The 23280-nt window shown below is 65.5% G+C and carries 28 protein-coding genes; 13 read left to right on the top strand and 15 right to left on the bottom strand.

All coding sequences use genetic code 11. The features are described 5' to 3' along the window. Positions 1 to 122: 122 nt before the first annotated feature. The 5 genes from rpmH to yihA all read left to right on the top strand — a co-directional run bounded on the left by rpmH (position 123) and on the right by yihA (position 4037). A complete protein-coding gene (rpmH, locus tag VGV07_RS12625; protein WP_055047796.1) occupies positions 123 to 260 on the top strand; it encodes a 50S ribosomal protein L34 in 138 nt (45 codons plus the stop codon). A gap of 10 nt (positions 261 to 270) precedes the next feature. Beyond that, positions 271 to 630, top strand: coding sequence for a ribonuclease P protein component (gene rnpA / locus VGV07_RS12620; protein WP_326869056.1), 360 nt, complete (start codon positions 271 to 273; stop codon positions 628 to 630). Beyond that, positions 630 to 2489, top strand: a complete 1860-nt coding sequence (yidC, locus tag VGV07_RS12615) for a membrane protein insertase YidC (protein ID WP_326869055.1) — start codon at positions 630 to 632, stop codon at positions 2487 to 2489. The genes rnpA and yidC overlap by 1 nt, the downstream gene beginning before the upstream one ends. Before the next feature lie 16 nt (positions 2490 to 2505). Then, positions 2506 to 3207: a hypothetical protein gene (locus VGV07_RS12610; protein ID WP_326869054.1), complete on the top strand. Its 702-nt coding sequence runs from the start codon at positions 2506 to 2508 to the stop codon at positions 3205 to 3207. Positions 3208 to 3386: 179 nt separating this feature from the next. Then, the gene (yihA, locus tag VGV07_RS12605; RefSeq protein ID WP_326869053.1) at positions 3387 to 4037 is read left to right on the top strand and encodes a ribosome biogenesis GTP-binding protein YihA/YsxC; all 651 of its coding nucleotides are present in this window, start codon (positions 3387 to 3389) and stop codon (positions 4035 to 4037) included. On the opposite strand, the gene VGV07_RS12600 is transcribed toward yihA, so the two are convergent. From VGV07_RS12600 to VGV07_RS12590, 3 genes are all read right to left on the bottom strand, one after another. Continuing rightward, positions 4034 to 4783: a hypothetical protein gene (locus tag VGV07_RS12600; RefSeq protein ID WP_326869052.1), complete on the bottom strand. Its 750-nt coding sequence runs from the start codon at positions 4781 to 4783 to the stop codon at positions 4034 to 4036. The two genes, yihA and VGV07_RS12600, sit on opposite strands and share 4 nt — an antisense overlap. Before the next feature lie 112 nt (positions 4784 to 4895). After that, a complete protein-coding gene (locus tag VGV07_RS12595) occupies positions 4896 to 6149 on the bottom strand; it encodes a hypothetical protein (RefSeq protein ID WP_326869051.1) in 1254 nt (417 codons plus the stop codon). A gap of 60 nt (positions 6150 to 6209) precedes the next feature. Next, complete coding sequence (locus VGV07_RS12590; protein WP_326869050.1) at positions 6210 to 6914, bottom strand: type 1 glutamine amidotransferase; 705 nt, start codon at positions 6912 to 6914, stop codon at positions 6210 to 6212. On the opposite strand from VGV07_RS12590, the gene VGV07_RS12585 reads away from it, so the two are divergent. Continuing rightward, positions 6913 to 7158: a hypothetical protein gene (locus VGV07_RS12585; protein WP_326869049.1), complete on the top strand. Its 246-nt coding sequence runs from the start codon at positions 6913 to 6915 to the stop codon at positions 7156 to 7158. The two genes, VGV07_RS12590 and VGV07_RS12585, sit on opposite strands and share 2 nt — an antisense overlap. A gap of 16 nt (positions 7159 to 7174) precedes the next feature. Here VGV07_RS12585 and msrB read toward each other — a convergent pair whose 3' ends face one another. From msrB to VGV07_RS12565, 4 genes are all read right to left on the bottom strand, one after another. Continuing rightward, positions 7175 to 7672 carry a peptide-methionine (R)-S-oxide reductase MsrB gene (gene msrB / locus VGV07_RS12580; RefSeq protein ID WP_326869048.1) on the bottom strand — a complete coding sequence of 166 codons (498 nt, stop codon included), beginning with the start codon at positions 7670 to 7672 and terminating at the stop codon, positions 7175 to 7177. Between the two features lie 128 nt (positions 7673 to 7800). After that, positions 7801 to 8364, bottom strand: coding sequence for a fasciclin domain-containing protein (locus VGV07_RS12575; protein ID WP_326869047.1), 564 nt, complete (start codon positions 8362 to 8364; stop codon positions 7801 to 7803). Between the two features lie 231 nt (positions 8365 to 8595). Next, positions 8596 to 9312, bottom strand: a complete 717-nt coding sequence (locus VGV07_RS12570; protein WP_326869046.1) for an anti-sigma factor — start codon at positions 9310 to 9312, stop codon at positions 8596 to 8598. Beyond that, complete coding sequence (locus VGV07_RS12565; RefSeq protein WP_326869161.1) at positions 9309 to 9845, bottom strand: sigma-70 family RNA polymerase sigma factor; 537 nt, start codon at positions 9843 to 9845, stop codon at positions 9309 to 9311. The genes VGV07_RS12570 and VGV07_RS12565 overlap by 4 nt, the downstream gene beginning before the upstream one ends. A gap of 154 nt (positions 9846 to 9999) precedes the next feature. Here VGV07_RS12565 and argB point away from each other — a divergent pair, with 154 nt between their 5' ends. Further along, the gene (argB, locus tag VGV07_RS12560) at positions 10000 to 10908 is read left to right on the top strand and encodes an acetylglutamate kinase (protein ID WP_326869045.1); all 909 of its coding nucleotides are present in this window, start codon (positions 10000 to 10002) and stop codon (positions 10906 to 10908) included. A 273-nt stretch (positions 10909 to 11181) separates the two neighbouring features. Here argB and VGV07_RS12555 read toward each other — a convergent pair whose 3' ends face one another. From VGV07_RS12555 to VGV07_RS12540, 4 genes are all read right to left on the bottom strand, one after another. Beyond that, entirely contained in the window at positions 11182 to 12147 is a 966-nt protein-coding gene (locus tag VGV07_RS12555; RefSeq protein WP_326869044.1) for a hypothetical protein, read from the bottom strand. A 223-nt stretch (positions 12148 to 12370) separates the two neighbouring features. Beyond that, positions 12371 to 12742 carry a YciI family protein gene (locus tag VGV07_RS12550; protein ID WP_326869043.1) on the bottom strand — a complete coding sequence of 124 codons (372 nt, stop codon included), beginning with the start codon at positions 12740 to 12742 and terminating at the stop codon, positions 12371 to 12373. Between the two features lie 101 nt (positions 12743 to 12843). After that, positions 12844 to 14337 (bottom strand): MFS transporter, encoded by a 1494-nt coding sequence (locus VGV07_RS12545; RefSeq protein WP_326869042.1) that lies wholly within the window; start codon positions 14335 to 14337, stop codon positions 12844 to 12846. A gap of 3 nt (positions 14338 to 14340) precedes the next feature. Then, positions 14341 to 14955: a TetR/AcrR family transcriptional regulator gene (locus tag VGV07_RS12540; RefSeq protein ID WP_326869041.1), complete on the bottom strand. Its 615-nt coding sequence runs from the start codon at positions 14953 to 14955 to the stop codon at positions 14341 to 14343. A gap of 224 nt (positions 14956 to 15179) precedes the next feature. On the opposite strand from VGV07_RS12540, the gene VGV07_RS12535 reads away from it, so the two are divergent. After that, positions 15180 to 15884 (top strand): pyrimidine 5'-nucleotidase, encoded by a 705-nt coding sequence (locus VGV07_RS12535; RefSeq protein ID WP_326869040.1) that lies wholly within the window; start codon positions 15180 to 15182, stop codon positions 15882 to 15884. Between the two features lie 155 nt (positions 15885 to 16039). Here VGV07_RS12535 and VGV07_RS12530 read toward each other — a convergent pair whose 3' ends face one another. Continuing rightward, positions 16040 to 16927 carry an LOG family protein gene (locus VGV07_RS12530; RefSeq protein ID WP_414649946.1) on the bottom strand — a complete coding sequence of 296 codons (888 nt, stop codon included), beginning with the start codon at positions 16925 to 16927 and terminating at the stop codon, positions 16040 to 16042. A gap of 85 nt (positions 16928 to 17012) precedes the next feature. On the opposite strand from VGV07_RS12530, the gene dapD reads away from it, so the two are divergent. Genes dapD through VGV07_RS12505 form a run of 5 tightly spaced genes read left to right on the top strand, consistent with a single transcriptional unit; the run spans position 17013 to position 20713 of the window. After that, positions 17013 to 17852, top strand: coding sequence for a 2,3,4,5-tetrahydropyridine-2,6-dicarboxylate N-succinyltransferase (gene dapD, locus VGV07_RS12525; RefSeq protein WP_326869038.1), 840 nt, complete (start codon positions 17013 to 17015; stop codon positions 17850 to 17852). A gap of 17 nt (positions 17853 to 17869) precedes the next feature. Continuing rightward, on the top strand, positions 17870 to 19024 hold the full coding sequence (gene dapE, locus VGV07_RS12520; RefSeq protein WP_326869037.1) for a succinyl-diaminopimelate desuccinylase: 1155 nt from the start codon (positions 17870 to 17872) through the stop codon (positions 19022 to 19024). Further along, positions 19024 to 19572, top strand: a complete 549-nt coding sequence (locus VGV07_RS12515) for a hypothetical protein (protein ID WP_326869036.1) — start codon at positions 19024 to 19026, stop codon at positions 19570 to 19572. The genes dapE and VGV07_RS12515 overlap by 1 nt, the downstream gene beginning before the upstream one ends. Further along, entirely contained in the window at positions 19569 to 20108 is a 540-nt protein-coding gene (locus VGV07_RS12510; RefSeq protein ID WP_326869035.1) for a hypothetical protein, read from the top strand. The genes VGV07_RS12515 and VGV07_RS12510 overlap by 4 nt, the downstream gene beginning before the upstream one ends. Further along, on the top strand, positions 20108 to 20713 hold the full coding sequence (locus VGV07_RS12505; RefSeq protein ID WP_326869034.1) for a hypothetical protein: 606 nt from the start codon (positions 20108 to 20110) through the stop codon (positions 20711 to 20713). The genes VGV07_RS12510 and VGV07_RS12505 overlap by 1 nt, the downstream gene beginning before the upstream one ends. Before the next feature lie 7 nt (positions 20714 to 20720). On the opposite strand, the gene truA is transcribed toward VGV07_RS12505, so the two are convergent. The 3 genes from truA to def form a co-directional block, all read right to left on the bottom strand. Then, positions 20721 to 21458, bottom strand: coding sequence for a tRNA pseudouridine(38-40) synthase TruA (truA, locus tag VGV07_RS12500; protein ID WP_326869033.1), 738 nt, complete (start codon positions 21456 to 21458; stop codon positions 20721 to 20723). 134 nt (positions 21459 to 21592) lie between these two features. Beyond that, positions 21593 to 22513, bottom strand: coding sequence for a methionyl-tRNA formyltransferase (gene fmt / locus VGV07_RS12495; RefSeq protein WP_326869032.1), 921 nt, complete (start codon positions 22511 to 22513; stop codon positions 21593 to 21595). Between the two features lie 202 nt (positions 22514 to 22715). Next, positions 22716 to 23237: a peptide deformylase gene (gene def, locus VGV07_RS12490; RefSeq protein ID WP_326869031.1), complete on the bottom strand. Its 522-nt coding sequence runs from the start codon at positions 23235 to 23237 to the stop codon at positions 22716 to 22718. Positions 23238 to 23280: the final 43 nt, after the last annotated feature.

Genomic DNA, 23280 nt, shown 5'->3' with positions numbered 1-23280 from the left:
ACCGAACCAATTCCCTATACACCGCCCCAATCTGCCGAAGGCGCCCAGAGCAGGGCCCGGCCGGCAAGCACCTTGCTGCTCTCAAGTATAAGAGGAACCGCGCGCCGGCGTGGTCAGATCGTATGTCGAAACGCACCTTCCAGCCGAGCACGCTCGTCCGCACTCGCCGCCACGGCTTCCGCGCCCGTATGGCGACCAAGAACGGCCGCAAGATCCTGAACCGCCGCCGTGCGATCGGCCGCGCCAAGCTCTCGGCCTAAGGCGCTGGCCGTGAACACGGCCATGCCACGGGACGGCGCCTTGCGGCGCCTCAAGAACCGGTCCGAATTCCTGAAAGCCGCCCGAGGCCAACGCGTCGGGCGCGCTGCGTTTTCGCTGCAGGCGAACGCACGCGAGCTCGATCTGCCGGGGATCGGCTTCACGGTTACCAAACAGATGGGCAACTCGCCCGAGCGCAACCGCATCCGCCGGCGCCTAAGGGCTGCCGCGAAGGCTTGCGCGAGCGGGTTCGAACCCCAACATGATTACGTGCTGGTCGGCCGCCGCGAGGCGCTGAGCATTTCGTACGGCCAGCTGGTCAACGACCTGGCCGCCGCCATTTCCAAAGTCCATCTGAAGAAGAAGAGCTGATGCAGTCCGATAACAACCGCAACATGATCATTGCGATCGTGCTCAGCGTCGTGGTGCTGTTCGGATGGCAGTTCTTCATTGCCGGCCCGCAACTGGAGCAGGCGCAGAAGCGCGCCCAGATCGAGCAGGCGCAGCAGGCAGCGGCGACCGACACCAGCCTCGCGACGCCGGCTGCCGATGGCTCGACGCCTGCAGCGACCGCCGCAACCGGGGCCGTCGGTTCGTTTGCCGATCGCACCGCCGCGCTCGCCGCTACGCCGCAGCGCGTCAAGATCGACACGCCGTCGCTCGCAGGCTCGATCAACCTGACCGGGGCTCGCCTCGATGACCTGCAGCTCAAGCAGTACACCGAGACGGTCGACCCTAACTCCCCGATCATTACGCTGCTGATCCCGTCGGGCGCGCCGGGTGGCTACTACGCCGAATCCGGCTGGGTGCCGGCGGCCGGCGGCACCGCTGCAACGCCGACCGAGACCACGGTGTGGTCGGTCGAGGGCGACGCCGAGACGCTGACGGTCGCAACGCCGGTGACACTGAAGTGGGACAATGGCGCCGGGCTGATCTTCCGCCGCACCATCAGCGTCGACGACAACTACCTGTTCACGGTGGCGCAGTCGGTGGAGAACACCGGCTCGGGCGACGTGGCGCTCTACCCGTTCTCGCGCATCGTGCGCCAGGGCAAGCCGCACGTGCAGAACTTCTTCGTGCAACACGAAGGCCCGCTCGGCGTGCTCGGCTCGAACAACCTCGTCTCCAAGAAATACGACGACGTGGTCAACGACAAGCAGATCGACGTCACCAGCACCACCGGTGGCTGGGTCGGCATCACCGACAAATACTGGGCGACGGCGGTGCTGTCGGTGCCGGGCGCCCCGCTCAACGCGCGCTTCTCGGCCACCCCCTCTGGCGCGCAGAACGTCTTCCAGACCAGCTTCGTCGAGACGACGCCGGTGCTGGTGCCGGCCGGTGGCACCGCCGAAAACAAGACCTACCTGTTCGCCGGCGCCAAGCGCGAAGGCGTGATCGCCAGCTATGAAAAGACCTACGGCTTCGACCGGCTTGAACTGCTGATTGACTGGGGCTGGCTGCACTTCATCACCAAGCCGATGTTCCACCTGCTGCAGTTCCTCTACGGGATCCTGGGCAATTTCGGCCTCGCCATCCTCGCGGTGACGGTGATCGTCAAGGCGGTGTTCTTCCCGCTGGCCAACCGCTCCTATGCCTCGATGGCGGCGATGCGGCGCGTGCAGCCGGAAATGAAGTCGATCCAGGAGCGCTTCAAGGACGATCGCCCGGCGCAGCAGCAGGCGATGATGGAGCTCTACAAGAAAGAGAAGATCAATCCGCTGTCTGGCTGCTGGCCGATCCTGATCCAGATCCCGGTGTTCTTCTCGCTCTATACCGTGATCTTCATCTCGCTCGAGATGCGCCACGCTCCGTTCTTCGGCTGGATCGTCGACCTCGCGGCGCCCGACCCGACCAACATCTTCACGCTGTTCGGCCTGATCCCGTGGAACCCGGTCGCCGTGCCGGTAGTGGGCAGCCTGCTGCACCTCGGGATCTGGCCGGTGATCATGGGCATCACCATGTGGGTGCAGATGAAGCTCAACCCGCCGCCGCCGGATCCGACCCAGGCGATGATCTTCAACTGGATGCCGATCATCTTCACCTTCATGCTCGGCTCGTTCCCCGCCGGCCTCGTGATCTACTGGGCCTGGAACAACCTGCTCTCGGTGACGCAGCAATGGTTCATCATGAAGCGCCACGGCGCCGAAGTGGACCTGCTCGGCAACATCGTGGCGAGCTTCAAGCGCAAGCCGAAGGTTGAAGAGAAACCAGCGGGCGGCAAGGCCAGCTGACGCGACAGGTGATCGGGTGCTGGATACACTCTGCCTGATCACCGGCCCCCGCACCGGGGCCAATCACCTGATGCAGCTCGGCGGCAACTTCGCCGAGCTCAGGACCTTCCCGGAACTGTTCAACAGCCTCGCCGAACGGATCGAGCCCGACCACGTGCTCGATGAGGCAGTTGCCGCAGCCCGCGCCGAACACAAGCGCGTCCTCGCCTTCAAGCTCTGGCACGACACGCTCGAACCGGAGACGGTCGAGCAGATGATCCTGTCGCGGCCGGGCGTGCGGGTGATCTTCGTGGTGCGTCGGCAGATCGATGCCTATGTCAGCTGGTGCAAGGCGATCAGCGTGCACAAGTGGCAGGAGGTCGACACCTCCGCGGTGCGGCTCAACCTCGACATCGCCGATTTCGCCGCCTGGATGGACGCACAGGAGCGCTGGTACGATCGCTGGCGCAACTGGCTGAACCGGCGCTTCCTGCCCTCTCCCATCCTCCGGTACGAGACCGATATCGACCAGCCGCCCGAGGGGGTGCTGCGGCGTTTTTCGGCCGCCGCAGCGCAGGTCGGCGTGACGCTGAAGGTCCCGGCGACGCTAACGACGACCGGGCTGGTAAAGCAGGACCATGTGAAGGCGGCGGCCGACAAGGTGGACAACTGGCCGGCGTTTTCGAGGGCGCTGGTGGCGCAAGGGTTGGAGAAGCGGGCGTTCGGGTATCCGGTGTAGGTGGTCGGGCTGATAGAGACGGCCCCCTCCCGGCCTCGGACCGGCAGTCGTAAGTCGGCAATCGGCAGTCGGGACCTCGACTGCCGACTGCCTACTGCCGATTGCCGCTGAGGGAGAGGCCGTCTGCTTCAGCCTGCCCTCCTCTTCCCTTCTCCGCCGCCCTCCCCTATTGAACGCCAATGAGCGAGACACCATCCAAGTTCAGCACAGACCAGATCGAGGCGGGGCGCCTGCTGTTTGCGCGGCCGTTCGTCTTCATCAAGGGGTGCGTACGCATTGCCGACCTGCCGCCGGCCGACCGGATGGAGATCGCCTTTGCCGGCCGCTCCAATGTCGGCAAGTCGTCGCTGATCAATGCGCTGACCGGCACCACCGGGCTCGCCCGCACGTCGAACACCCCGGGGCGGACGCAGGAGCTCAATATCTTCGAGAGCCAGTCGGACGCGCTACGGATCGTCGACATGCCCGGCTACGGCTATGCGCGAGCGCCGGAGGATAAGGTGAAGCAGTGGACCCGGTTGATCCACCAGTACCTTACCGGGCGGCCGAACCTTCGGCGCGTCTATGTGCTGATCGATGGCCGGCACGGCCCGAACGCCAACGATGCCAGCGTAATGAACGAGCTCGACAAGGCGGCGGTGAGCTATCAGATCGTCGTCACCAAGGCGGACAAGCCGAACAAGACCGAACTCGAGGCCGCGCTGGCAAAGACCCGCGCGGCCATCGCCAAGCGGCCGGCGGCGCATCCGGAGATCATCCTGACCTCGAGTGAGGAAAAGATCGGCCTCGAGCAGCTGCGCGCCGAGATCCGGCAGCTGATGGAGCACTAGCGGCCGATCCGCTCGATGAGCGGGCGGAACGCCTCGATGACCATGGCGGCGCCGAAGCCGACAAGCACGCCGATGACGAGGATGTACCAGTCGCGCACCTCGCCCATCTGCATGGAATGGAACCGCACGGTGATGTTGCCGTCGGGGCGCAGCAGCACGGAATCGCCGAGGACCGCGTTGTTGGAAGCAGCGATGTCGTAGGGGCCATCGCGGTTGTTGAGCGACAGCTCGATCGGCAGGAAGACGCCACCGCCAGTGGAGGCAAGCTCAGGCCGCGGGTCATTGTAGAACACCGTCGCCGAAGTGGTGAACGAGGCGGCGCGGATGCGAGGCGCCAGGTTGCAGACGACGCGGCCGCCGACCGGCACCATGGCCTGAGGAATGCGCAGGTGCCGGTAGTTGCCTTCGTCGAAGGTCCACAGGTCCTCACCCCGGGCCCCACCAGGCCGGGCTTCCCAGCAGGCGGCGTCGACGGCGGCGACGATGATCTGTGTCACCCCGGCGGGCAGGTCGAAGGACAGGACCACCAGGTCGTCCTGCAAGGTGTAGTCGTAGTTGAGCTGCGCCGGAGCTTCGGCACTGCCACCGCTCACGACCGAGACGGCGTACCACCCGGCGGGATCGATCTCGAGACGATCTTCCGAACTGGCGGAAAGCGCCGTCGTGACGTGCGCTATGGTCCAGGTCAGGCCAATGGCAACGGCAAAGCAAATCCCCCCGAGCGTCGCCCAGACAAGCGATCGCACCAGCCGGCCGTGCGCTTTGACCCAATCCCACACTGCGACACCCCGTCAGGCAGCGCTAAGGGCATTCGAGGCCCAGGGGCGCGGTGAGTCAAGCCACTCAACGTTGGAGGCCCTATTGCGCCGGTGGCGGCGTCTCCCCGAGCAGCCGCCGCATGAGTTGTGGATAGACGATGTTCCGCTGCAACCAGTCCGCGGTCGCCGCCGGGGCAGCAGCGGAGTCGCCGGAGAGCCAGAGTTCGGCTTTCTCGTCGAAGCCAGTGTCAAGGATCGCTTGGGTCGCCTGCGGCGAGAAGGCGAAGCATGGGCCGCCGAGGCACTTCTCATCGAGCAGCACGCCATCGAACGGGAAGGTCAGACTGCGGTAATCCTCGAGGTTGAATATCTCCCAATCCTGCAGTCCCTCCGGTTTTGGCTCCGTGCGGACCAGCAGCCGCACAGCGCCGGTACGGAGTTTTTCGGCGTCGGTGCCATAGGTCATGAACCGCAGCGAGCCATCAGGGGCCTGTGCCATGGCGCCAAAAACCTCGCCGCCCTCCTGCAACCTGAACGCCCGCGCGCCGTCTACGAGCGTGGCGTAGATTGCTCCGCTGGCGGGCTGAATGAGATTGCCGACCAGAAGAGTCTTCTGCAGAAAATTGCCGGCAACGCGAAAACCGGCGGTTTCCGCCGCCACCTCCAACAGAACGTCGTTCACGACGATTGCAGCCGTGCCGGCGTCGCCCATCTTCTCGTAGTAGTCATCGCTGGGGAAGCCGCCAAAGGTCTCGACGCAGGGCGCATCCGGCGCGGACCACATGTCGCAGACCGGCATACCGCCGTTGGGCAGCCGGGCCAAGGCCGCCTGTCGCTGGGCTTCGTGGAAGGCCGGGTACTGGTTCTGATAGACTTGCTGCAGAAAGCCCTGATAGGCCGCCGATGCGGCAAGCAGGTCGGCATGCAGGGGCCGGCGATAGCTGTCGTCCTCGGGCAAGCCGGCGAGATGGTGCGCCAGCATCATGCCCTGCAGGATAGCGGAGCTGGCCACCCCGCGGGCCTGCAGCAAATAGGCCTCCGCCGGTTGTGTGCAGCCAATCTGGGCGGCTTTGGCATCGGCGGCGGCATCGAGCCCGTCGAGCCAGGCGTTGTACTCCTCATTGGTCATGCGCCCGGTTTGCCAGAAACCATACTGACCGGTGCCACGGATATGGTCGAAGGCCAGTTCGTCGACGAGCTTGCGCTCCACAAACTTCAGGACATGGCAGCTGTCATCCAGGCTCTGCGCGGTGCGCAGATAGCTATAGTCGTCGGCACCATCGGCAAGGGCCGGCGATGCCAGACCGAGCGCGACGAATACTGTCGTTCGGCAACTCGATAGCAGGCTACGCATGACCATATCCCCCAAACCGCAATTGTTGGGGCAGACAGCGCCGGCGCGCAAGTCTTTTGCTCAGCGCCGCAAGAAATTCCCGATCCAGCTTGCGACCTGCTTACTATCAGACGGCATCGAGACCGAGGTGATTGCGGTGTCGACTACTTCCGCCGGTGCCTTGCCGCGCCGGAGTTCAGCAAGCGCCAGGGTGTAGTCGTCGTGGAACTCGGGGTGCGGTTGCAGGCTGAGCGCCTTGCCGTTGGCGTAGACCAGGCCGGCATTCGGGGTGAACTCGGAACCGAGGAAGACCTCCGCCTCCCTGGGCGGCACCAGCACCTGATCCTGGTGCGAGCAGGCGATGGAGAGCGCTGGCAGATCGGTGGCGAGGAAGCCGGGGCGGGATTTCACCTCGTAGGTGTGGCGCCCGAGACCCCAGCCCTTCTCGGATTTCCGCACATCGCCGCCGAGCGCATCGGCCATGATCTGGTGGCCGAAGCAGATGCCGAGCATTGGCGTATTGGCGGCATAGGCCGAGCGGATGAACGCGCGCAGCGGATCGAGCCAGGCATAATCGTCGTAGACACCGGCGGCGGAGCCGGTGATCAGGATGCCGTCCAGCTTGCTCGCATCGGGGAAATCGGCCCCGTCATAGACCGCCACCGTCTCGTACTCGAACGGCTGGCCGGCTTCGTCGAACATGCGCTTGAACATGGGCGGATAGGCGCCGAACTGCGGCCGCAGCGGCGCCGGGACTTCGCCGGTCTGGATGATGGTGAGCTTCATGACGCGGCAAGAAATGGGGCGGTTTGCGAGGCTTGGCAAGATGGCCGAACGGCAGAGCTCGGTTGCAAGATCGTTTGACGATGGACTGCGCACGAGAAACTGGTCGGCCTCGATCGTTATCCACCCACCGGCCGACACCGGGGTGGAGGCACCAGCGGTGGTTCGGCTCACCCGTCAATTGATCAAGAAGAAGGCCCTCTATCCCGAAATGGGGATGGAGGGCCAGTTGGAGGGTCGGCACTAGTTTGGGGTAGCGGCAGTCAGGCCCCGGTGAAGGTCAAGGCGAGGCCGTTCATGCAGTAGCGCAGGCCGGTGGGCTGCGGGCCGTCATTGAAGACGTGGCCAAGGTGGCCACCGCAACGGCGGCAATGGACCTCGGTGCGGCTCATGCCGAGCGTGTTGTCGGTGGCCTCGCCGACAGCGTTGTCGAGCGGCTGATAGAAGCTGGGCCAGCCGGTGCCGCTATCGTACTTGGTCTTGGAATCGAACAGCGGCAGGTCGCAGCCGGCGCAGTTGAAGATGCCGGCGCGGTGCTCGTTGAGCAGCGGCGAGGAGCCGGGGGCCTCGGTGGCTTCGTGGCGCAGCACTTCGAAGACCTTGGGCTCGAGCTTCGCCCTCCACTCGTCTTCGGTGAAGCTGACCTCGAAGGTGCCTTCGGCGGCGTGGCTCGAGCCCATGGGGCGGAACAGCAGGGCCGCCGCGCCGAACGCAGCTACGGCAGTGCCGCCAAGCAGGAAAGTGCGGCGATCGACTTGCATGGGATGGGGCCTTTCAACGGTTGCCGACAGTCTATCCGCACTGTCGGTGGGTGCATCTCAAATGCGCGTGTCCCACGAGGCACCCCCCGCGGGACACGACAGGCTATTCGCAGCAGGGGCTGCGAAAGTTACATCTTGGGCAGCAGCACCTTGTCGATGACGTGGATCACGCCGTTCGACTGCACCACGTCGGCGATGGTCACATTGGCGACACCACCGGTTTCGTCAGTGATGGTGACCTTGCCGTCGGCTGCCTTGAGGGTCAGCTTGCAGCCACCGACAGTGTCGACGACATGCTCGCCACCATCATCCATCGCCATCTTGGTGATGTCGGCCGCCATGGCCTTGGCGGCGATGACGTGGCAGGTGAGGATTTTCACCAGCTGATCCTTGTTTTCGGGCTTCAGCAGGTTGTCGACGGTGCCGGCCGGCAGGGCATCGAAGGCGGCATTGACCGGGGCGAGGACGGTGAACGGCCCGGCGCCCTTCAGCGTTTCGACGAGGCCAGCGGCCTTCACCGCGGCGACGAGCGTCGTATGGTCGGCCGAGTTCACCGCGTTGTCGATGATGTCCTTGGTCTCGAGCATCGGCGCACCGCCAACCATCGGATTCTCAGCAAAGGCAGCGCCGGAGATCGCGGAGACCGACAGCATGGCCGATACGGCAAGTACGCGAAGAGTGGAGAGCTTCATTGTTTGGTTCCTTCCTTTGGGCGTCCGCATTGTTCTTGTGACGGGACAGGCGGAGATACGGAGGTTGTTGCCGGGCAGTTTCGGATCACATTTTCATTCGGAGCGGTTTATTCGCGACCTGTCGCGAAACTATTCGCGGCCTCGGCTCGTATGCGGCGCCGCCGACGGCGAAAGCGAAACGGCCCGCCTCGGTAGAAGCGGGCCGTCTCGTTGCAATGGCGATGGACGGGGTCAGATCGGCGTGACGGTCCCGACAGCGACGATCGGACCCTGGGCGACGCCGGTGGGCGAGCCACCCTTCTGCTCCAGCGTCACGGCGAGAACGGTGCCGGGTTCGATCCCGGCCTTGGCGGCGGCATCGAGCGGAATCTCCCGTCGCTCGTCGACCGGGATCACACCCATCGAAACAGCGGGCTGCTCGCCCTTGATGTACCAGAGCTCGAAATCCTTGTCGGGCACGGCGGTGCCCTTGAGCGAGGTGATCCGCACCTGCCCCGAGGCCTGGTCGTAGAGCGCGACGAACTCGACGCCACTGCCCTCCTGCGCCTGGATGGCGGCGACCAGCTGGGTGGCCAGAACATTGGGATCGACGCGGGGCTGCAGCAGGTTGACGCCGATCGCTACCACCGCCACCGCCGCAGCAGCGGCGGTGAGACCGCGCCACAAAGCCAAGGAGTTCCACCAGCCCCCGGCGGCGGCGGCAGGGGCGCCGAACAGGCGGCTTTCGATGCGTGGCAGAACGCCCGGCGGCGCCGTGACTTCAGCGAACTCGTCGTCGAGGGTCGCGAGGCGGGAGCGCCACAGGCGCAGGTCCGAGGCGAGTGCCGGCTCGGCAGCGATGCGGCGTGCGAGTGCAGCGCGTTCGCCGCCTTCCAGCAGTCCGAGCGCATACTCGGCGACCAGAACCTGGTCGTCTTCCCTGCCGCCGCTGTGACCTTCCGTACTCATGCCGATAGGCACTCTCTCAATTTCAACAGGCTGCGCCGCAGCCAGGTTCGCATCGTGTTCAGCGGCACGCTATGGCGCGTCGCCAGTTCCTCGTAACTGAAGCCGTCGAGATAGGCCCCACGCACGCAATCGGCCTTGTCGCTCTCGAGCTCGTCGAGGCAGCCGTCGATGCGCGTCCGCTCCGAACTGTCGATGGTCGCCTGCTCGGGGTCAGGCCCGCCATCGGCGAGGTCAAGCACGAGGTCGATATCATCGCTTACCGGCTTCCGCGCCCGGAGGACGTCCAGCGAGTGGTTGCGGGCGACCGCCACCAGCCAGCTGATCGGACTGTAGCCCCCCGCGACGTAGCGGTCGGCGCGCTGCCAAATCTTGACGTACACTTCCTGGAGCGCCTCTTCGGCTTCCGATCTGTCTTTGAGGATACGCAGCGTAACGCCGAAAAGTTTCGCGCTGGTGCGGGCGTAGAGATCACGAAATGCCGCGCGATCCCGCAGGGCACAACGGGCGATGAGGTCGGCGATCTCGGGGCTCATGGTGCTGCTCATGGCGCGAACCTTAGCCAATGGCCCCGCTGCTGCCTATAGCCCGACAGCCCCGTGCCACGAAAACTTCGTGATTATTCTATTGAACCCAACGGGCTCAAAAGCGCTTTCGACTCCATCGGAATGCGCTATAGGACGAAGCACAATGGATACACAGCGCGCCATGCCCGACATCGAGAGTTTCTCCCGCGACGCCGCCGTCCTGTCGCAGGCGCTGCCCTATATGCAGCGCTATGAGGGCAAGACGGTCGTGGTGAAATATGGCGGCCACGCCATGGGCGATGTGGAACTGGGCCAGGCCTTCGCGCGCGACATCGCGCTCTTGAAGCAATCCAAGGTCAACCCGATCGTCGTGCATGGCGGCGGGCCGCAGATCGCCTCGATGCTGAAGAACCTCGGCATCGAGTCGAAGTTCGAGGGCGGGCTGCGCGTCACCGACAAGCGGACGATGGAAGTCGTCGAGATGGTGCTGGCCGGATCGATCAACAAAGAGATCGTGGCGCTGATCAATGCCGAAGGCGAATGGGCCATCGGCCTCTGCGGCAAGGACGGCAACATGGTGTTCGCCAGGAAGGCCACCAAGACCGTCAAGGACCCCGGCTCGAATATCGAGCGCGCGCTCGATCTCGGCTTCGTCGGCGAGCCGGTGGAAGTCGACCGCACGCTGCTCGACCTGCTCGCCCGCTCGGAGATGATCCCGGTGATTGCGCCGGTGGCGCCGGGCCGCGATGGCCAGACCTACAATATCAACGCCGATACCTTTGCCGGCGCCATCGCCGGCTCGCTCGGCGCCAAGCGCCTGTTGTTCCTTACCGATGTCGACGGCGTACTGGACGCGAACAAGAAGCTGATCCCCGAGCTTTCGGCGCGTGACGCGCGGGCGCTGATCGCCGACGGCACGATCAATGGCGGCATGATCCCCAAGGTCGAGACCTGCCTCGAAGCACTCGACAATGGCGTCGAGGGCGTGGTGATCCTCAACGGCAAGACCCCGCACGTGGTGCTGGTCGAGCTGTTCACCGCCCACGGCGCGGGAACGCTGATCGTCAGGTAGGGGGCGGCTTCGGCTCTCGGTATCGAGGGTGGCCATGTCCCCTCCGTTCAGGTGCTTGTCGGCGTCCAGGGCGACGACGCTCCTCAACCACAGGTTGGACGGGACAGAGTTTCGCTTGCGGACAGGCGGGTCAGCGCCTGCTCAGCCCCATCCACTCGCTTGGTCGATCCGGCTTCGCCTCCAGATCGTGCCCGATGCGGCGCGGGTTGCGGCTCTCGCCCGGCTGGCGGCTGGTGTGCGGGAGGGGGCGGGGGCGGTCGCGCATGCCCCCGCTCACTGCTTCAGCCACGGGGTTTCGACGCTCCAGAAGATCGCGTCGACGCCGAGATAGTCGGTGGCGAAGGCTGTGAACTCGTCCCTGGTGAAGGGCTTGCCGGTCTTGTCGTTCTTGTAGGTGAGGGTCGGCTCCTGCACCGCCATGCCGACGAAAGCGAGCTTGCCCTTGTACTGGTTGAAGAACGGATAGGAGTTCTTCATCTGGCCCTTGCGGTAGGGCACGATGTCGGGGCCGCCGAGCCCGATGCCGCCGGCGGCGGCGCGTTCGAACAGGCGGCCCATATAGTTGTGGTCGTTCTCCCATTCGCAGGGCCAGAAGTTTACATACTGCACCACCTTGGAGGTGGTGAAGGCGGCCCGCGCCATGGTGAGGTTTTCCAGCTCGGCCTCGAAATAGGTGTCGCAACTGAAGCCGGTCTGGTCGGCCTTCATGTCGATATCGATGGCGGTCTCCGGCAGGTTGATGCCTTCGACTTTGCCGTCGAAACGAGCGGCGAGCGCCTTGAGCAGCGCCTGATAGCGGCTGCGCACCGCGGGGTTCCACTGCATCGTGGTCCAGCCGTAAGCCGCCGCCTTGCCCTCGCCGGGGTTATCGACCTGCGGTACGAGGCCGCCACCATATTCGGCGCCCTCGAGGATGTAGTCGGGGATATTGCGCGCCTCGGGCGAGAAGAACCGATCCTGGATCTGGATGAAGAGTTTCTTGCCCAGCTTGCCGGTCTGGGTGAGATCGCGCTCGATGGCCGAAAAATCGTACTCACCCTCGGCCGGCTCGAGGGCGCGCCAGTTGTAGACCACCTGCGCTCCGGCGATGTCGGCCCGCTCCAGCAGCGGCTGCGCCGCCGCGAGGTCGCCATTACCGGTGTAGATGAAGTTCTCGGCGGCCTGGACGTTGCCGGCGAGCGCCGTGGCGAGCCCGAAGATGGTGGCGGCGGTGATGCCGAAGATGGCGAGGCTGTTCACGGTAGCTCCTGTACGCGTTTGACGAGACGCGAGATGGAGGCGCACTTGGCCGGCACAGCGACCGACATGTGGCATTTTATGGAAACTCGTCAGCAATGGTTAGCCAATTGCAAATGGGCTCGCTCTAGCTCCCCCCTTGAGGGAATGGGCTGGGGGTGGGGGTCTATCGGCGATCACCGCACCACCCCCACTCTCAATCCCTCCCCTCGAATGGAGGGAGGGGCTAGGCCGGTTTGGGCTGCTGCCACGAAATCCCCATCTCGGCCCGCACCTCGATGGTGCCGAAGCGGGCCATCGGCTCGCGACGCGCAATCGCCGTCGCCTCGTCGAGGCTACGCGCTTCGATGACGAAGAAGCCGCCCAGGTGCTCCTTGCTTTCAACGTAGGGCCCGTCGGTGGCCGAGACCTTGCCGCCGCGGGAGCGCACGATGCGCGCGGTGTCGGGGGCTTTCAGCGCCAGATCGAGAACGAGGTGGCCGCTGGCCGTCAGCTCGGCATTGGCCCGCTGGTTGTCGCGGTCCATGTTGGCGAGCTCCTCGGGCGTCGCGGCGTCGATCAGCGATTGGTCGACATGGACGAGGCAAACGTAGCGCATCGATTTTCTCCTTCGGCTTGCCGGACTGGTCGAGGGGGCGAGATCGGAATCGACATCCTGCTGCGAGAAAAGGAAAGGGCGCCCGCAGGCGCCCTTGTGCATCAGGCCTCGGCGACCACCGGCGGCGCCGCCGGCGCACCGGTCTGGTCGGGACGCTTGATCTTGAGGAACGGCACGAGGATCACCACCAGGCCGAACGAGATGATCTGGTAGACGATGGCGGGGGCGGCCGCCTCGGCGAAGGCGACATGCGGGGTATTGCCGGCGGCAAAGCCCTCGGCGAGCTGGGTAAAGAAGATCTGCCCAACCAGAGCCACCCCGACGGCACCGCCCACCTGCTGGAAAGCCTGCAGCGCGCCGGAACCGGCGCCGGCGTCGCGCGGCGGCACGCCAGCCAGCACTGACTGGAACAGGCCGGAGAAGCCGAGGCCCAGGCCGATGCCGGCCAGCAGCAGTGGCGGCAGGAAGGTCCAGTGATCGACGCTGTCGCCCAGCCCGCGGATGATGAAATCCACCCAGGTGATGCCGACGACGAGAATCGCCGCGCCGACCCCCAGGCGGGTGCGCAGGTACTTCTGGCCGAGCCGGCCGATGAACAGCGAGACCGTGAGCACGCCCACCGAGAACGGGGTGTTCACCAACCCGGACTCGAGGGGGGTGAAACCGTAGCCCGACTGCAGCATCAGCGAGATCACCATGAACATGGCAGGGATGCCCGAGGCGAAGATGGTGGTGATGAGCAGGCCGAGCAGGTAGTTCGGGTTGCTGATCAGGCTGAAGTTCAGCAACTGCGGCAGCTCGAGGCGGGCGCGGTGACGCTCCCAGATGATGAAGATGCCGGCAAAGATCAGGCCCATCGCCATCAGGCCCCACAGCCACGTCGGCCAGCCCAGCGCATGGCCTTCGACCAGCGGCAGGACCATGGCGACCATGGCGATGGCGAACAGGCCAATGCCGACGAAATCGTTCCTGAGCGTCGGGTGGCCGGGGGTGCGCGGGATCAGGTACCAGCCGGCAACGACCGCCAGGATGCCGAACGGGATGTTGACGAGGAAGATCGGACGCCAGTCGAGGTCGAAGAGGTTCGCGCCGATCAGCAGCCCGCCCACGATCGGGCCGGCGACGGCCGCGAGGCCGGCGCTGAGGCCGAACAGCGAGAAGGCCTGGCCCTTTTCCTCGGGCGGGAAGGTGACCTGGGCGATGGCGAGCACCTGCGGGGTCATGCAGGCGCCGGCGAGGCCCTGCAGCACGCGGGCAACGATCAGCCACTCGATCGAGGGCGCGAGGCCGCAGAAGGCCGAGGCCAGCGTGAAGGCGGCAACGCCGATGAGAAACATGCGGGTGCGCCCGACGATGTCGCCGAGGCGGCCGAACGGCAAGAGGCCGAGCGCAAAGGCCAGCACATAGGCGGCGATGACCCACTCGATCTGGGTCGGGTCGGCGCCGAGGTTCTGCTGCAGGCTGGGGAGCGCGACATTGACGATGGTGACGTCGATGAGGTTCATGAAGCTGGCGAGCAGCAGCACGGCGAGCGCCACCCAGCGGCGCGGATCGGCATCAGCTTTGGACTGCGGCACATGAAATTGCGAAGACATGGACTAGTTCCTGGTCGGGGTTTGGACACGAACGGCGCGGCGCAACTCGGCGCACAGGCGTTCGAAATACTGGGGTGAGGTATCGGGGCCGCGGCCGAAGCCGACCAGCGCCCCGATAAACATGCTGGAGGTGGCCTCGGGGTCGAGGTCGGCCCGGAAGCTTCCGTCGGCGACGCCGTCAACGAAGATCGCGGCAACCATCTGGTGCCACTTCAGGAGGATCGGCCGCATGGCGGCGTGGATCACTTCGTCGCGCCGCGCCCGCTCCATCAGTTCGGACATCACGGCGAGGGTATCGCGTTGTTCGTAGAACATTTCCTGGAAGTCGTAGAACTCGTGCTCGAGCCGCTCGGCGGGTGACAGGTGAGCGCGCGGCCGGACCAGCGACTGTGCCCGAAAATCCTCGCGCATGGCGTCGGCGACGAGGCCGATCAGCGCCTCCTTGGTGGGCACATGATAGTGCAACGTCGCGACGTTGATGCCGACCCGCGCCGCGATATCGCGGGTACGCAGGCCCTCGAAGCCCTTCTCGGCGATGAGCTCGCGCGCCGCCGCGGCGATGGCGCGGCGGCGGTCGTCGGTGGTTTCGCGCCTGGGTGCGGTGCTGGTGACGGTCATGGTTGTCCTGGCTCGCCGGCAATGTCGCGCCAGAAGGCGTGATTTCGACGTTCTCTGTTCGGCAGCGCAGGCAGATACCCGCAATCGCGATCTCAATCAAGTGATTGATTGATCACTTTGGTGCAGGCGACGGCCCGCCGTCATGGCCTGCCTGCCTGGAAGGCTACGCAGCCCTGCGGACGGCGCGGGGTGAAAGTTCAGGCGAAAGCTGCCATATTGGCAGGATGAACGACCTTACCCCCACGCCCCGCTCGCTTTCCCATGTCACCGACTGGGTGTTCGACCTCGACAACACGCTCTACCCGCGTGAGTGCAACCTGTTTGCGCAGATCGACATGCTGATCAGCCACTATATGGTCGGCGTCACGCAACTGCCGTTCGACGAGGCGCGGGCGCTGCAGAAGGCCTATTACCGCGATTACGGTACGACGCTGAACGGGCTGATGCAGCTGCACGAGGTGGACCCGGACCATTTCCTCAACACGGTGCACGCCATAGATTATTCGCCGGTAGAGGCGCATCCGGACCTGGTGGACGCGATCCGCGCGCTGCCCGGCCGGAAGTTCATCCTCACCAATGGCGATGTCGGGCACGCGAGATCGGTCCTCAATCGGCTGGGCAATGCCGATGAGCTGTTCGAGGACATCTTCGATATCCGCGCGATGAGCTACAAGCCCAAGCCGCTGCCCGAGGCCTATGAGGCGTTCTTCAGCAGGCATGGGATCGATGCGCGGCGCGCCGCGATGTTCGACGATCTCGAAAAGAACCTGGTGGTGCCGCACGACACCGGCATGACCACCGTGCAGGTGATCGCCGGCGAGGCCTTTGCGCACGAGCAGGTGGAGGCCTGGGAGCTTGAACGCACCGGCGGCGCCCATGTGCATCACATGACGGCGGACCTGGCGGGGTTCCTGCGGAAGCTGCCTTAGGGGGACGACTGATAGAGACGGCCCCCTCCCATCCTCCCCCATGAAGGGGGAGGTGCCCCGCTGGTGCGTCTGGCACGATTGAAGACAGAGCCTCGACTCTTCACCTCCCCCTTCATGGGGGAGGCCGGGAGGGGGTCGTCTCTATCAGTCAGCCGTCACCCCGCCAGTTTCACTTCCGGCAGGTTGTAGTGCTCGCGGATGACGTTCCAGCCGTCTTCGGCGCTGTCGACGACGGTGAACAGATGCGGGTCGTCAGGGGCAATGGTGCCGGCATCGGCGAGCGCTTCGAAGTTGATCACCTTGTTCCAGAACTCCTTGCCGAACAGCAGCAGCGGTACGCGCTCCATGCGACCGGTCTGAATCAGGGTCAGCGTCTCGAAGAACTCGTCGAGCGTGCCGAAGCCGCCCGGAAAGATGGCGACGGCGCGGGCGCGCAGCAGGAAGTGGATCTTGCGCGTCGCGAAGTAGTGAAAATTGAAGCAGAGCTCGGGCGTGATGAAGGTGTTGGGCGCCTGCTCGTGCGGCAAGACGATATTGAGCCCGATGGTGGGCGCGCCGACATCGGCGGCGCCGCGGTTGCCGGCCTCCATCACGCCCGGCCCACCGCCGGTGACCACCACATAATCGCGGAAGTTCAGCGCCCGTGAGGTGAGCGAGGCATATTGGGCGAAGCGGCGCGCTTCGTCGTAGTAGCGCGAGGCGGCCTCGAGGTTCGTCTTCTGCGTCTCGTTGCGGGCGGCCCATGCCGGCTTGCCCGGCTCGGGGATGCGGGCGCCGCCAAACAGCACCACCGTCGAGCGGATGCCATGCTCGCGCAGGCGGAACTCGGTCTTCAGGTATTCCAGCTGAAAGCGGACTCCGCGGGTGTCCTCGCTGGTCATGAACTCTTCATCGGAGAAGGCGAGCCGGAACGCGGCGGATTCCGTCTGCGGCGTCGACGGGGCGCGTTTTGCCGCATCCAGGTCCTCCACCGAGGTGCGAAGCGGGGTATGGGCGCGTCTGGCCATTCTGGCGTCTCCGAATAGTGGCCTTGAGCTTGTCATGGCCGGGGTTAAGGATCGTTGACAGCAGGACCGGGCCGGATAATGTCCGGCGCGCCGTCCTGTCCCCCGATTGAAAGCCTTGCTCATGTCGTATGCCGATCTCGCCCAGACCATCGATGCCGCCTGGGAGGCGCGCACCGAGATCAGCTCCACGACGCAAGGCGCAGTGCGCGAGGCGGTGGAGACTGCGCTGGAACTGCTCGACAGCGGCAAGGCGCGCGTCGCCGAAAAGTCCGGCGACGGGTGGACGGTCAATCAGTGGCTGAAGAAGGCAGTACTGCTGAGCTTCCGCCTCAACGACAACGCGGTGATCCAGGGGCCTGGCGGCACCACCTGGTGGGACAAGGTGCCTTCGAAGTTCGAAGGCTGGGGTGAGAACCGCTTTCGCGAGGCTGGCTTCCGAGCCGTTCCCGGCTCCATCGTGCGGCGGGGCTCGCATATCGGTCGCGGCGTCGTCCTGATGCCGAGCTTCGTCAATATCGGCGCCTTCGTCGACGAGAATTCGATGGTCGATGGCTGGGCCACGGTCGGCTCGTGCGCGCAGATCGGCAAGAACGTGCACCTGAGTGGCGGCGTCGGCATTGGCGGCGTGCTGGAGCCGATGCAGGCCGGCCCGACCATCATCGAGGACAACTGCTTCATCGGCGCCCGCTCCGAGGTGGTCGAGGGCGTGGTGGTCGGCGAAGGTTCAGTGCTGTCGATGGGCGTTTATCTCGGCGCCTCGACCAAGATCGTCGACCGGGCCACCGGCGAAATCCATATCGGCAAAGTGCCGCCCTACTCCGTGGTGGTTTCGGGCAACCTGCCGGGCAAGCCTTTGCCCAACGGCCAGCCGGGCCCGAGCCTTTATTGCGCAGTGATCGTCAAGACGGTCGATGCGCAGACGCGGTCGAAGACCGGTATCAACGAACTGCTGCGCGACTGACAGGGACGGACGGGACAATGACGCTCGCAGAGGGACTCGATCCCGTCCAGCTTCTCGCCGACCTGATCCGTCAGCCTTCGGTGACGCCGGAGCTCCACGGCGCATTCGACGTGCTCGAGGCGGCTCTGGCGCCGCTCGGCTTCACTTGTCAGCGGCTACGGTTCGAGGGGGATGGGTCGTACCCGGTCGACAACCTGTTCGCGACGCGTGGCTCCGGCGGGAAACACCTGCTGTTTGCCGGGCATACCGACGTGGTGCCGCCGGGCGACACGGCGGGCTGGCGGTACCAGCCGTTTGCCGCCGAGTTCGTCGACGGGACAATCTATGGGCGCGGCGCGGCGGACATGAAGTCGGGGATCGCGGCGTTTATCGCGGCGATCTCCCGCGCGCCGGAGGCCGGGCGTATCTCGCTTGCCATCACCAATGACGAGGAAGCCGACGCGGTGAACGGCACCGACAAGCTGATGGCCTGGGCCGACCAGCAGGGTCACCGCTTCGATTTCGCCATCGTCGGCGAGCCGAGCGCCGCCACACGAGTGGGCGACAGCATCAAGGTAGGGCGACGCGGCTCGCTCAACGGACAGATCCGGGTGACCGGCAGGCAAGGGCATGTCGCCTATCCCGACAAGGCCAACAACCCGCTGCCGGTGGCGGCACTGCTGATCGGGGCGCTGACCGGCAAGCTCGACGACGGCACCGAGCATTTTCCGCCCTCGAACCTCGAGTTCACCTCGGCCGATGTCGGCAACGAGACCACCAACGTCATCCCGGCCTCAGTGCTGCTGCGCTTCAATGTGCGCTACAACGACCGCTGGACGCCCGAAAGCCTGATCGCCGCGATCCAAGAGGTGATCGGCAACCAAGACCTGCGCGAGTGCAGCGCCGAGTTCACCGTGGTCGGACGTCCGTCCCGCTCGTTCCTGTCGCCGCTCGGTGGTGGCGTCGAAACGCTGGTCGAAACTATTGCGCGGCGCACCGGTATTCCGCCGGAGCTCTCGACCGGCGGCGGCACCTCGGATGCGCGGTTCATCGCGGAATACTGCCCGGTGGTGGAGTTCGGGCTGCCAGGCCCCACCATGCACAAGGTCGACGAGAACGTCCGCGTCGCCGATGTCGAGGACCTGACGGCGCTCTATGCGCAGTTCATCACCGACTATCTGGGGGCTGAGTGATGGCAGCAGGCTTTCTCGGGGCTGTGGGCGTCGCAACGCAGGCGGCGTTCGGACGCGCACTGGCAACCGATGAAGCGGCAGCCGGCGTGAGCTGGACCTATGCGGTGACCGGCATCGTCCTGATGCTGCTGCTGCAGGCCGTGCTGCTGGTGGTGCCGTTTGCCGAGGCGCTGCCCGAGGCGTTGCGGGCAGTCATCGACTTCGCCCTCCTCGCGCTGGTGATGACCGCGGTGCCCTATATAGTGGTGGGTGGCGCGGGCATGCTGCTCGATAAACGCGACCGGCTGCCGGCGCTGTTTCTGTTCCTCGCGCTGGTGCTGGCGTTGAGCCAACTGATCGGCATCATCCTGGGAGCGCTCGGAATCGGCGCCGGTACGGCGATGATTGGCATCCTCGGCTACTTCTCGGCGCGAGCCTCGAAAAGCCTGTTCGCCATCGGCTGGGGCGGCGCCATCCTGATCGGCGTCCTGGTGGCGCTTGGCACCTTTGCGTCGAGCTTCCTGCTGCTGATGCTGCCCACCGGGCAGGCGATGCTGGCGGCGCCATGAACGCCTTCGGCGAGCTTTGGCGCGCCATTATCGGCTGGCTTGACCTGTTGACGGCGCGCCCCGGCGCCGCAGAGAAATTCAACCTTACCGGCCTCGGGCTCGTCAACGCCACCGGCTGTTTCTTTGCCGTGGTGCTGGCGCTGATCCTCATCGAGAGTTCGCTCAGCGGCTTTCCCGGCTGGGCGACGGTCGTCCTCAGCCTTGTCGCCAACGCCCTTCAGCTCGGCGTGGTATGGGTGGTGATCGCAGTGTCGGCGCGGGTGTTTCGTACGCCGGCCGTCGCGATGGCGGTGCCCGCCACCTACGCCATGGCGTTCGTCCTCGGAGCGTCGCTGCCGCTGGCCTATCTCGGCGGCTCGAACGCGCTGACGGCGACGCTCGGGGTCATCGGGTTCATGCAGTTCCGGGTGGCGCGCGAGGTCGGTAAACTGCGGTTCGGCATTTCCGCCGCGTTTGCCATTCTTTGTATCGTCGCGCTTGTCGCCGTCCGAGTCGGGCTCTACATGCTGACCACCGGAGTGAACGGGGTCGGCTAGTGCCTGAACGCAGCAACGAGATCTGGAACGAGGTGGCCTCGGCTGCCCGCGGCGTTGTGGCGCTGATCATCGGTGACCGCCGGGCCAACGGCTATTTCGACTTCTCTGATCGCGGCCTGGTCGGCAGCTTCATCGCCTTCCTGGTGGTGGCGATGCTGAACACGGCAGTGCCGCTGCTACTTGGCGTGCCGGGGGTGAGCGGCACGGTGTTCCGGGCCACCGCCACGGTGTTGATTGTCCTGGCGCTGCAGATCGGAGCAGCGGCCCTGGTACTGCGCCAGTTGAAGCGGCCCGATGCGCTGGTGCCCTATATCGTGGTCGACAACTGGGCGACGTTCTACCTCACCATCGCGACGACGCTGCTCGGGCTGGTGGGGATGGGGAGCGAACTGGTGTTCATCGCCACGGGCATCGTGATCATCATCATCATGGTCAACATCGCCCGGCTGATCCTGACGCTGACACCCTGGCAGATCGCCTCGTTCCTCGTGGTGCAACTGATCAGCGGGGTGATTGCGCTGTTCGTCATCAGCGCGGTGTTTCCGCTGTCGCCCGAGCAACTGGCCGAACTGACGACCGGCGCTGGAGCGACTAGGGCCCCCTGAAGCGCCCTTAGTAATCCACCCGCGTGAGATAGAGCCCGTCGGGCGGCGCCAGCGGACCGCAGCGAGCGCGATCGCGCGCATCGAGGGCGGCGCGGAAATCGCCTGGGCGCCATTTGCCGTCGCCCACCAGTTTCAGCGAGCCGACCATCGAGCGCACCTGCGAATGGAGGAAGCTCCGCGCCTTGGCGGTGACGACGATCATCTCAGCCTGCCGCGACACGGTGAAGACGTCGAGCGTACGATTCGGCGATTTCGCCTGGCACTCGGCGGCGCGGAAGGTGGTGAAGTCATGCTTGCCGAGGATCAGTTGCGCTGCAGCGTGCATGGCCTCGGCATCGAGCGGCACCGGCACGTGCCAGACGCGGCCGGCATCGAGGCCGGGCCGGGCGCGGCGGTTGAGGATGCGGTACTCGTAGTGCCGGGCAATGGCGGAGAAGCGGGCCTCGAAGCTCTCGCCGACCAGGTCGGCGGTAAGGATCGCCACCGGGTGCGGCTTGGTGTGATAGTTCAGCGCCTCGCGGACCTTGAACGGATCCCAGTCGCGCTCGAGGTCGAAATGCACCACCTGGCCCAGCGCGTGGACGCCGGCATCAGTGCGCCCGGCAGCCTGGGTGACGACGTTTTCGCCGCTGAAACGCTCGATCGCCTCCTCGAGCAGCTGCTGCACCGAGAGGTCGTGCGCCTGCCGCTGCCAGCCGCAGAACGGGCGGCCGTCATACTCGATGGAGAGGCGGTAGCGGGGCATCTAGGACATCACCCCCAACCACCGGGTCATTCCCGCGAAACCGCGAACCTCAGTTTGCGGTGCCGGCAAAGAAAACAGAGATCCCCGCTTTCGCGGGGATGGCACCGAGTGTTTGGAAACGACCGCTCGCACGGCTAGCCCGCCCGCTCCGGCAGGGCCCCTGCCCCACGGAGGAACGTCGCTGCGTCCATGGCACCCTTGCCTTCGCGCTGCACCATGGTGAGGCGGACGGCGCCGGTGCCGCAGGCGATGGTGAGGTCGGGGAGGATGGAGCCGGGGGCGCCCTCTGCGCCGACCAGCGTCGAGCGAAGCGCCTTGATGCGGGTGGGCGTGCCGTTGAGCGTGAGCTCGAACCAGGCGCCAGGGAATGGCGAGAGGCCGCGGATCAGGTTGTGCACCTCGCCTGCGGGCTTGGTCCAATCGATGCGGGCCTCGGCCTTGTCGATCTTGGAAGCATAAGTCACGCCTTCCTCGGGCTGCGGCGTGAAATGCAGGCTGCCACGATCGAGGGCGGCGAGCGCCCGCCCCATCAGGTCGGCGCCGACCAGCATCATCTTGTCGTGCAGTTCGCCCGAAGTCATGTCGGGGCCGATAGGCATCTCTTCGATCAGGCCGACAGCGCCGGTATCGAGCCCTTCGTCCATCTGCATCACCATGATGCCGGTGCGCGCATCGCCCGCCATCACGGCGCGCTGGATCGGCGCGGCCCCGCGCCAGCGCGGCAGGAGCGAACCGTGCAGGTTGAGGCAGCCGAGCCGCGGCGCTTCGAGGATCGGCTTGGGCAGGATCAGGCCATAGGCGACGACCACCGCCACATCGGCGTCGAGCGAGGCAAACACTTCCTGCTCGGGCGCCTGCTTCAGGCTGCGCGGGGTGAAGACGGGGATGCCGAAACCCTCGGCCGCCTCGTGCACCGGCGACTTGCGCTCGGCCTGGCCGCGACCGGCAGGTTTGGGCGCGCGCGTATAGACGGCCACCACTTCGTGGCCGGTCGAGACGATCTCGGTGAGGGTGGGCACGGCGAATTCCGGCGTGCCCATGAAGATGATTTTCATATGTTCCCGGTCTCTCGGTCGTCGCCTTCTCCCCTTGCGGGAGAAGATGCCCGAAGGGCGGATGAGGGGGCCCGCGAAACGAAGTGTAGCGCGTTCCGAGCGAGGCGAGGAGCGACCGAGTGCGCGGAGAGATACCCCTCATCCGGCCTTCGGCCACCTTCTCCCACAGGGGGAGAAGGCAATGACTGAGAGATCGGCGTGCTCAGCCGGCCTTCTTGGCCAGCCGCTCGGCCTTCTGGAACTTCTTCAGCACGCGGTCGCGCTTCAGCCGGCTCAGGTAATCGATGTAGAGCACGCCATCGAGATGATCGAGTTCATGCTGAACGCAGACCGCGAGGCGGTCCTTGGCATCGAGCTCGACCTGCTTGCCGTCGAGATCGGTGTAGCGGACGGTGACCTCGGCCGGGCGCTCGACGTCGTAGTAGAGCTCCGGGATCGACAGGCACCCTTCTTCGGTGGTGACGGTCTCGTCGGAGTATTTGAGTATCTCGGGGTTCACCATCACTAGCGGGGCGGGCTCCTCGCCTTCCTTGGCGAGATCCATCACCACGATGCGCTTCAACTCGCCGATCTGCGGCGCGGCAAGGCCGATGCCCGGCGCGTCGTACATGGTTTCGAGCATGTCTTTGGCGAGCTGCTTGATGCCATCGTCGATCTTCTCGATCGGCTCTGCAATGGCGCGCAGGCGCTCGTCGGGCAGGATCAGGATGGGGCGCTTGGCCATGAACGTTCAGTCCTTCATCGGGGGTTGCCGCTGAATATGGTAT

Origin of the sequence: Devosia sp. (assembly GCF_035944845.1) — a bacterium.
Classification (GTDB): domain Bacteria; phylum Pseudomonadota; class Alphaproteobacteria; order Rhizobiales; family Devosiaceae; genus Devosia_A.
Note: the sequence above shows the minus strand (reverse complement) of the source record. Positions and strands in the feature narration are given on the sequence as shown.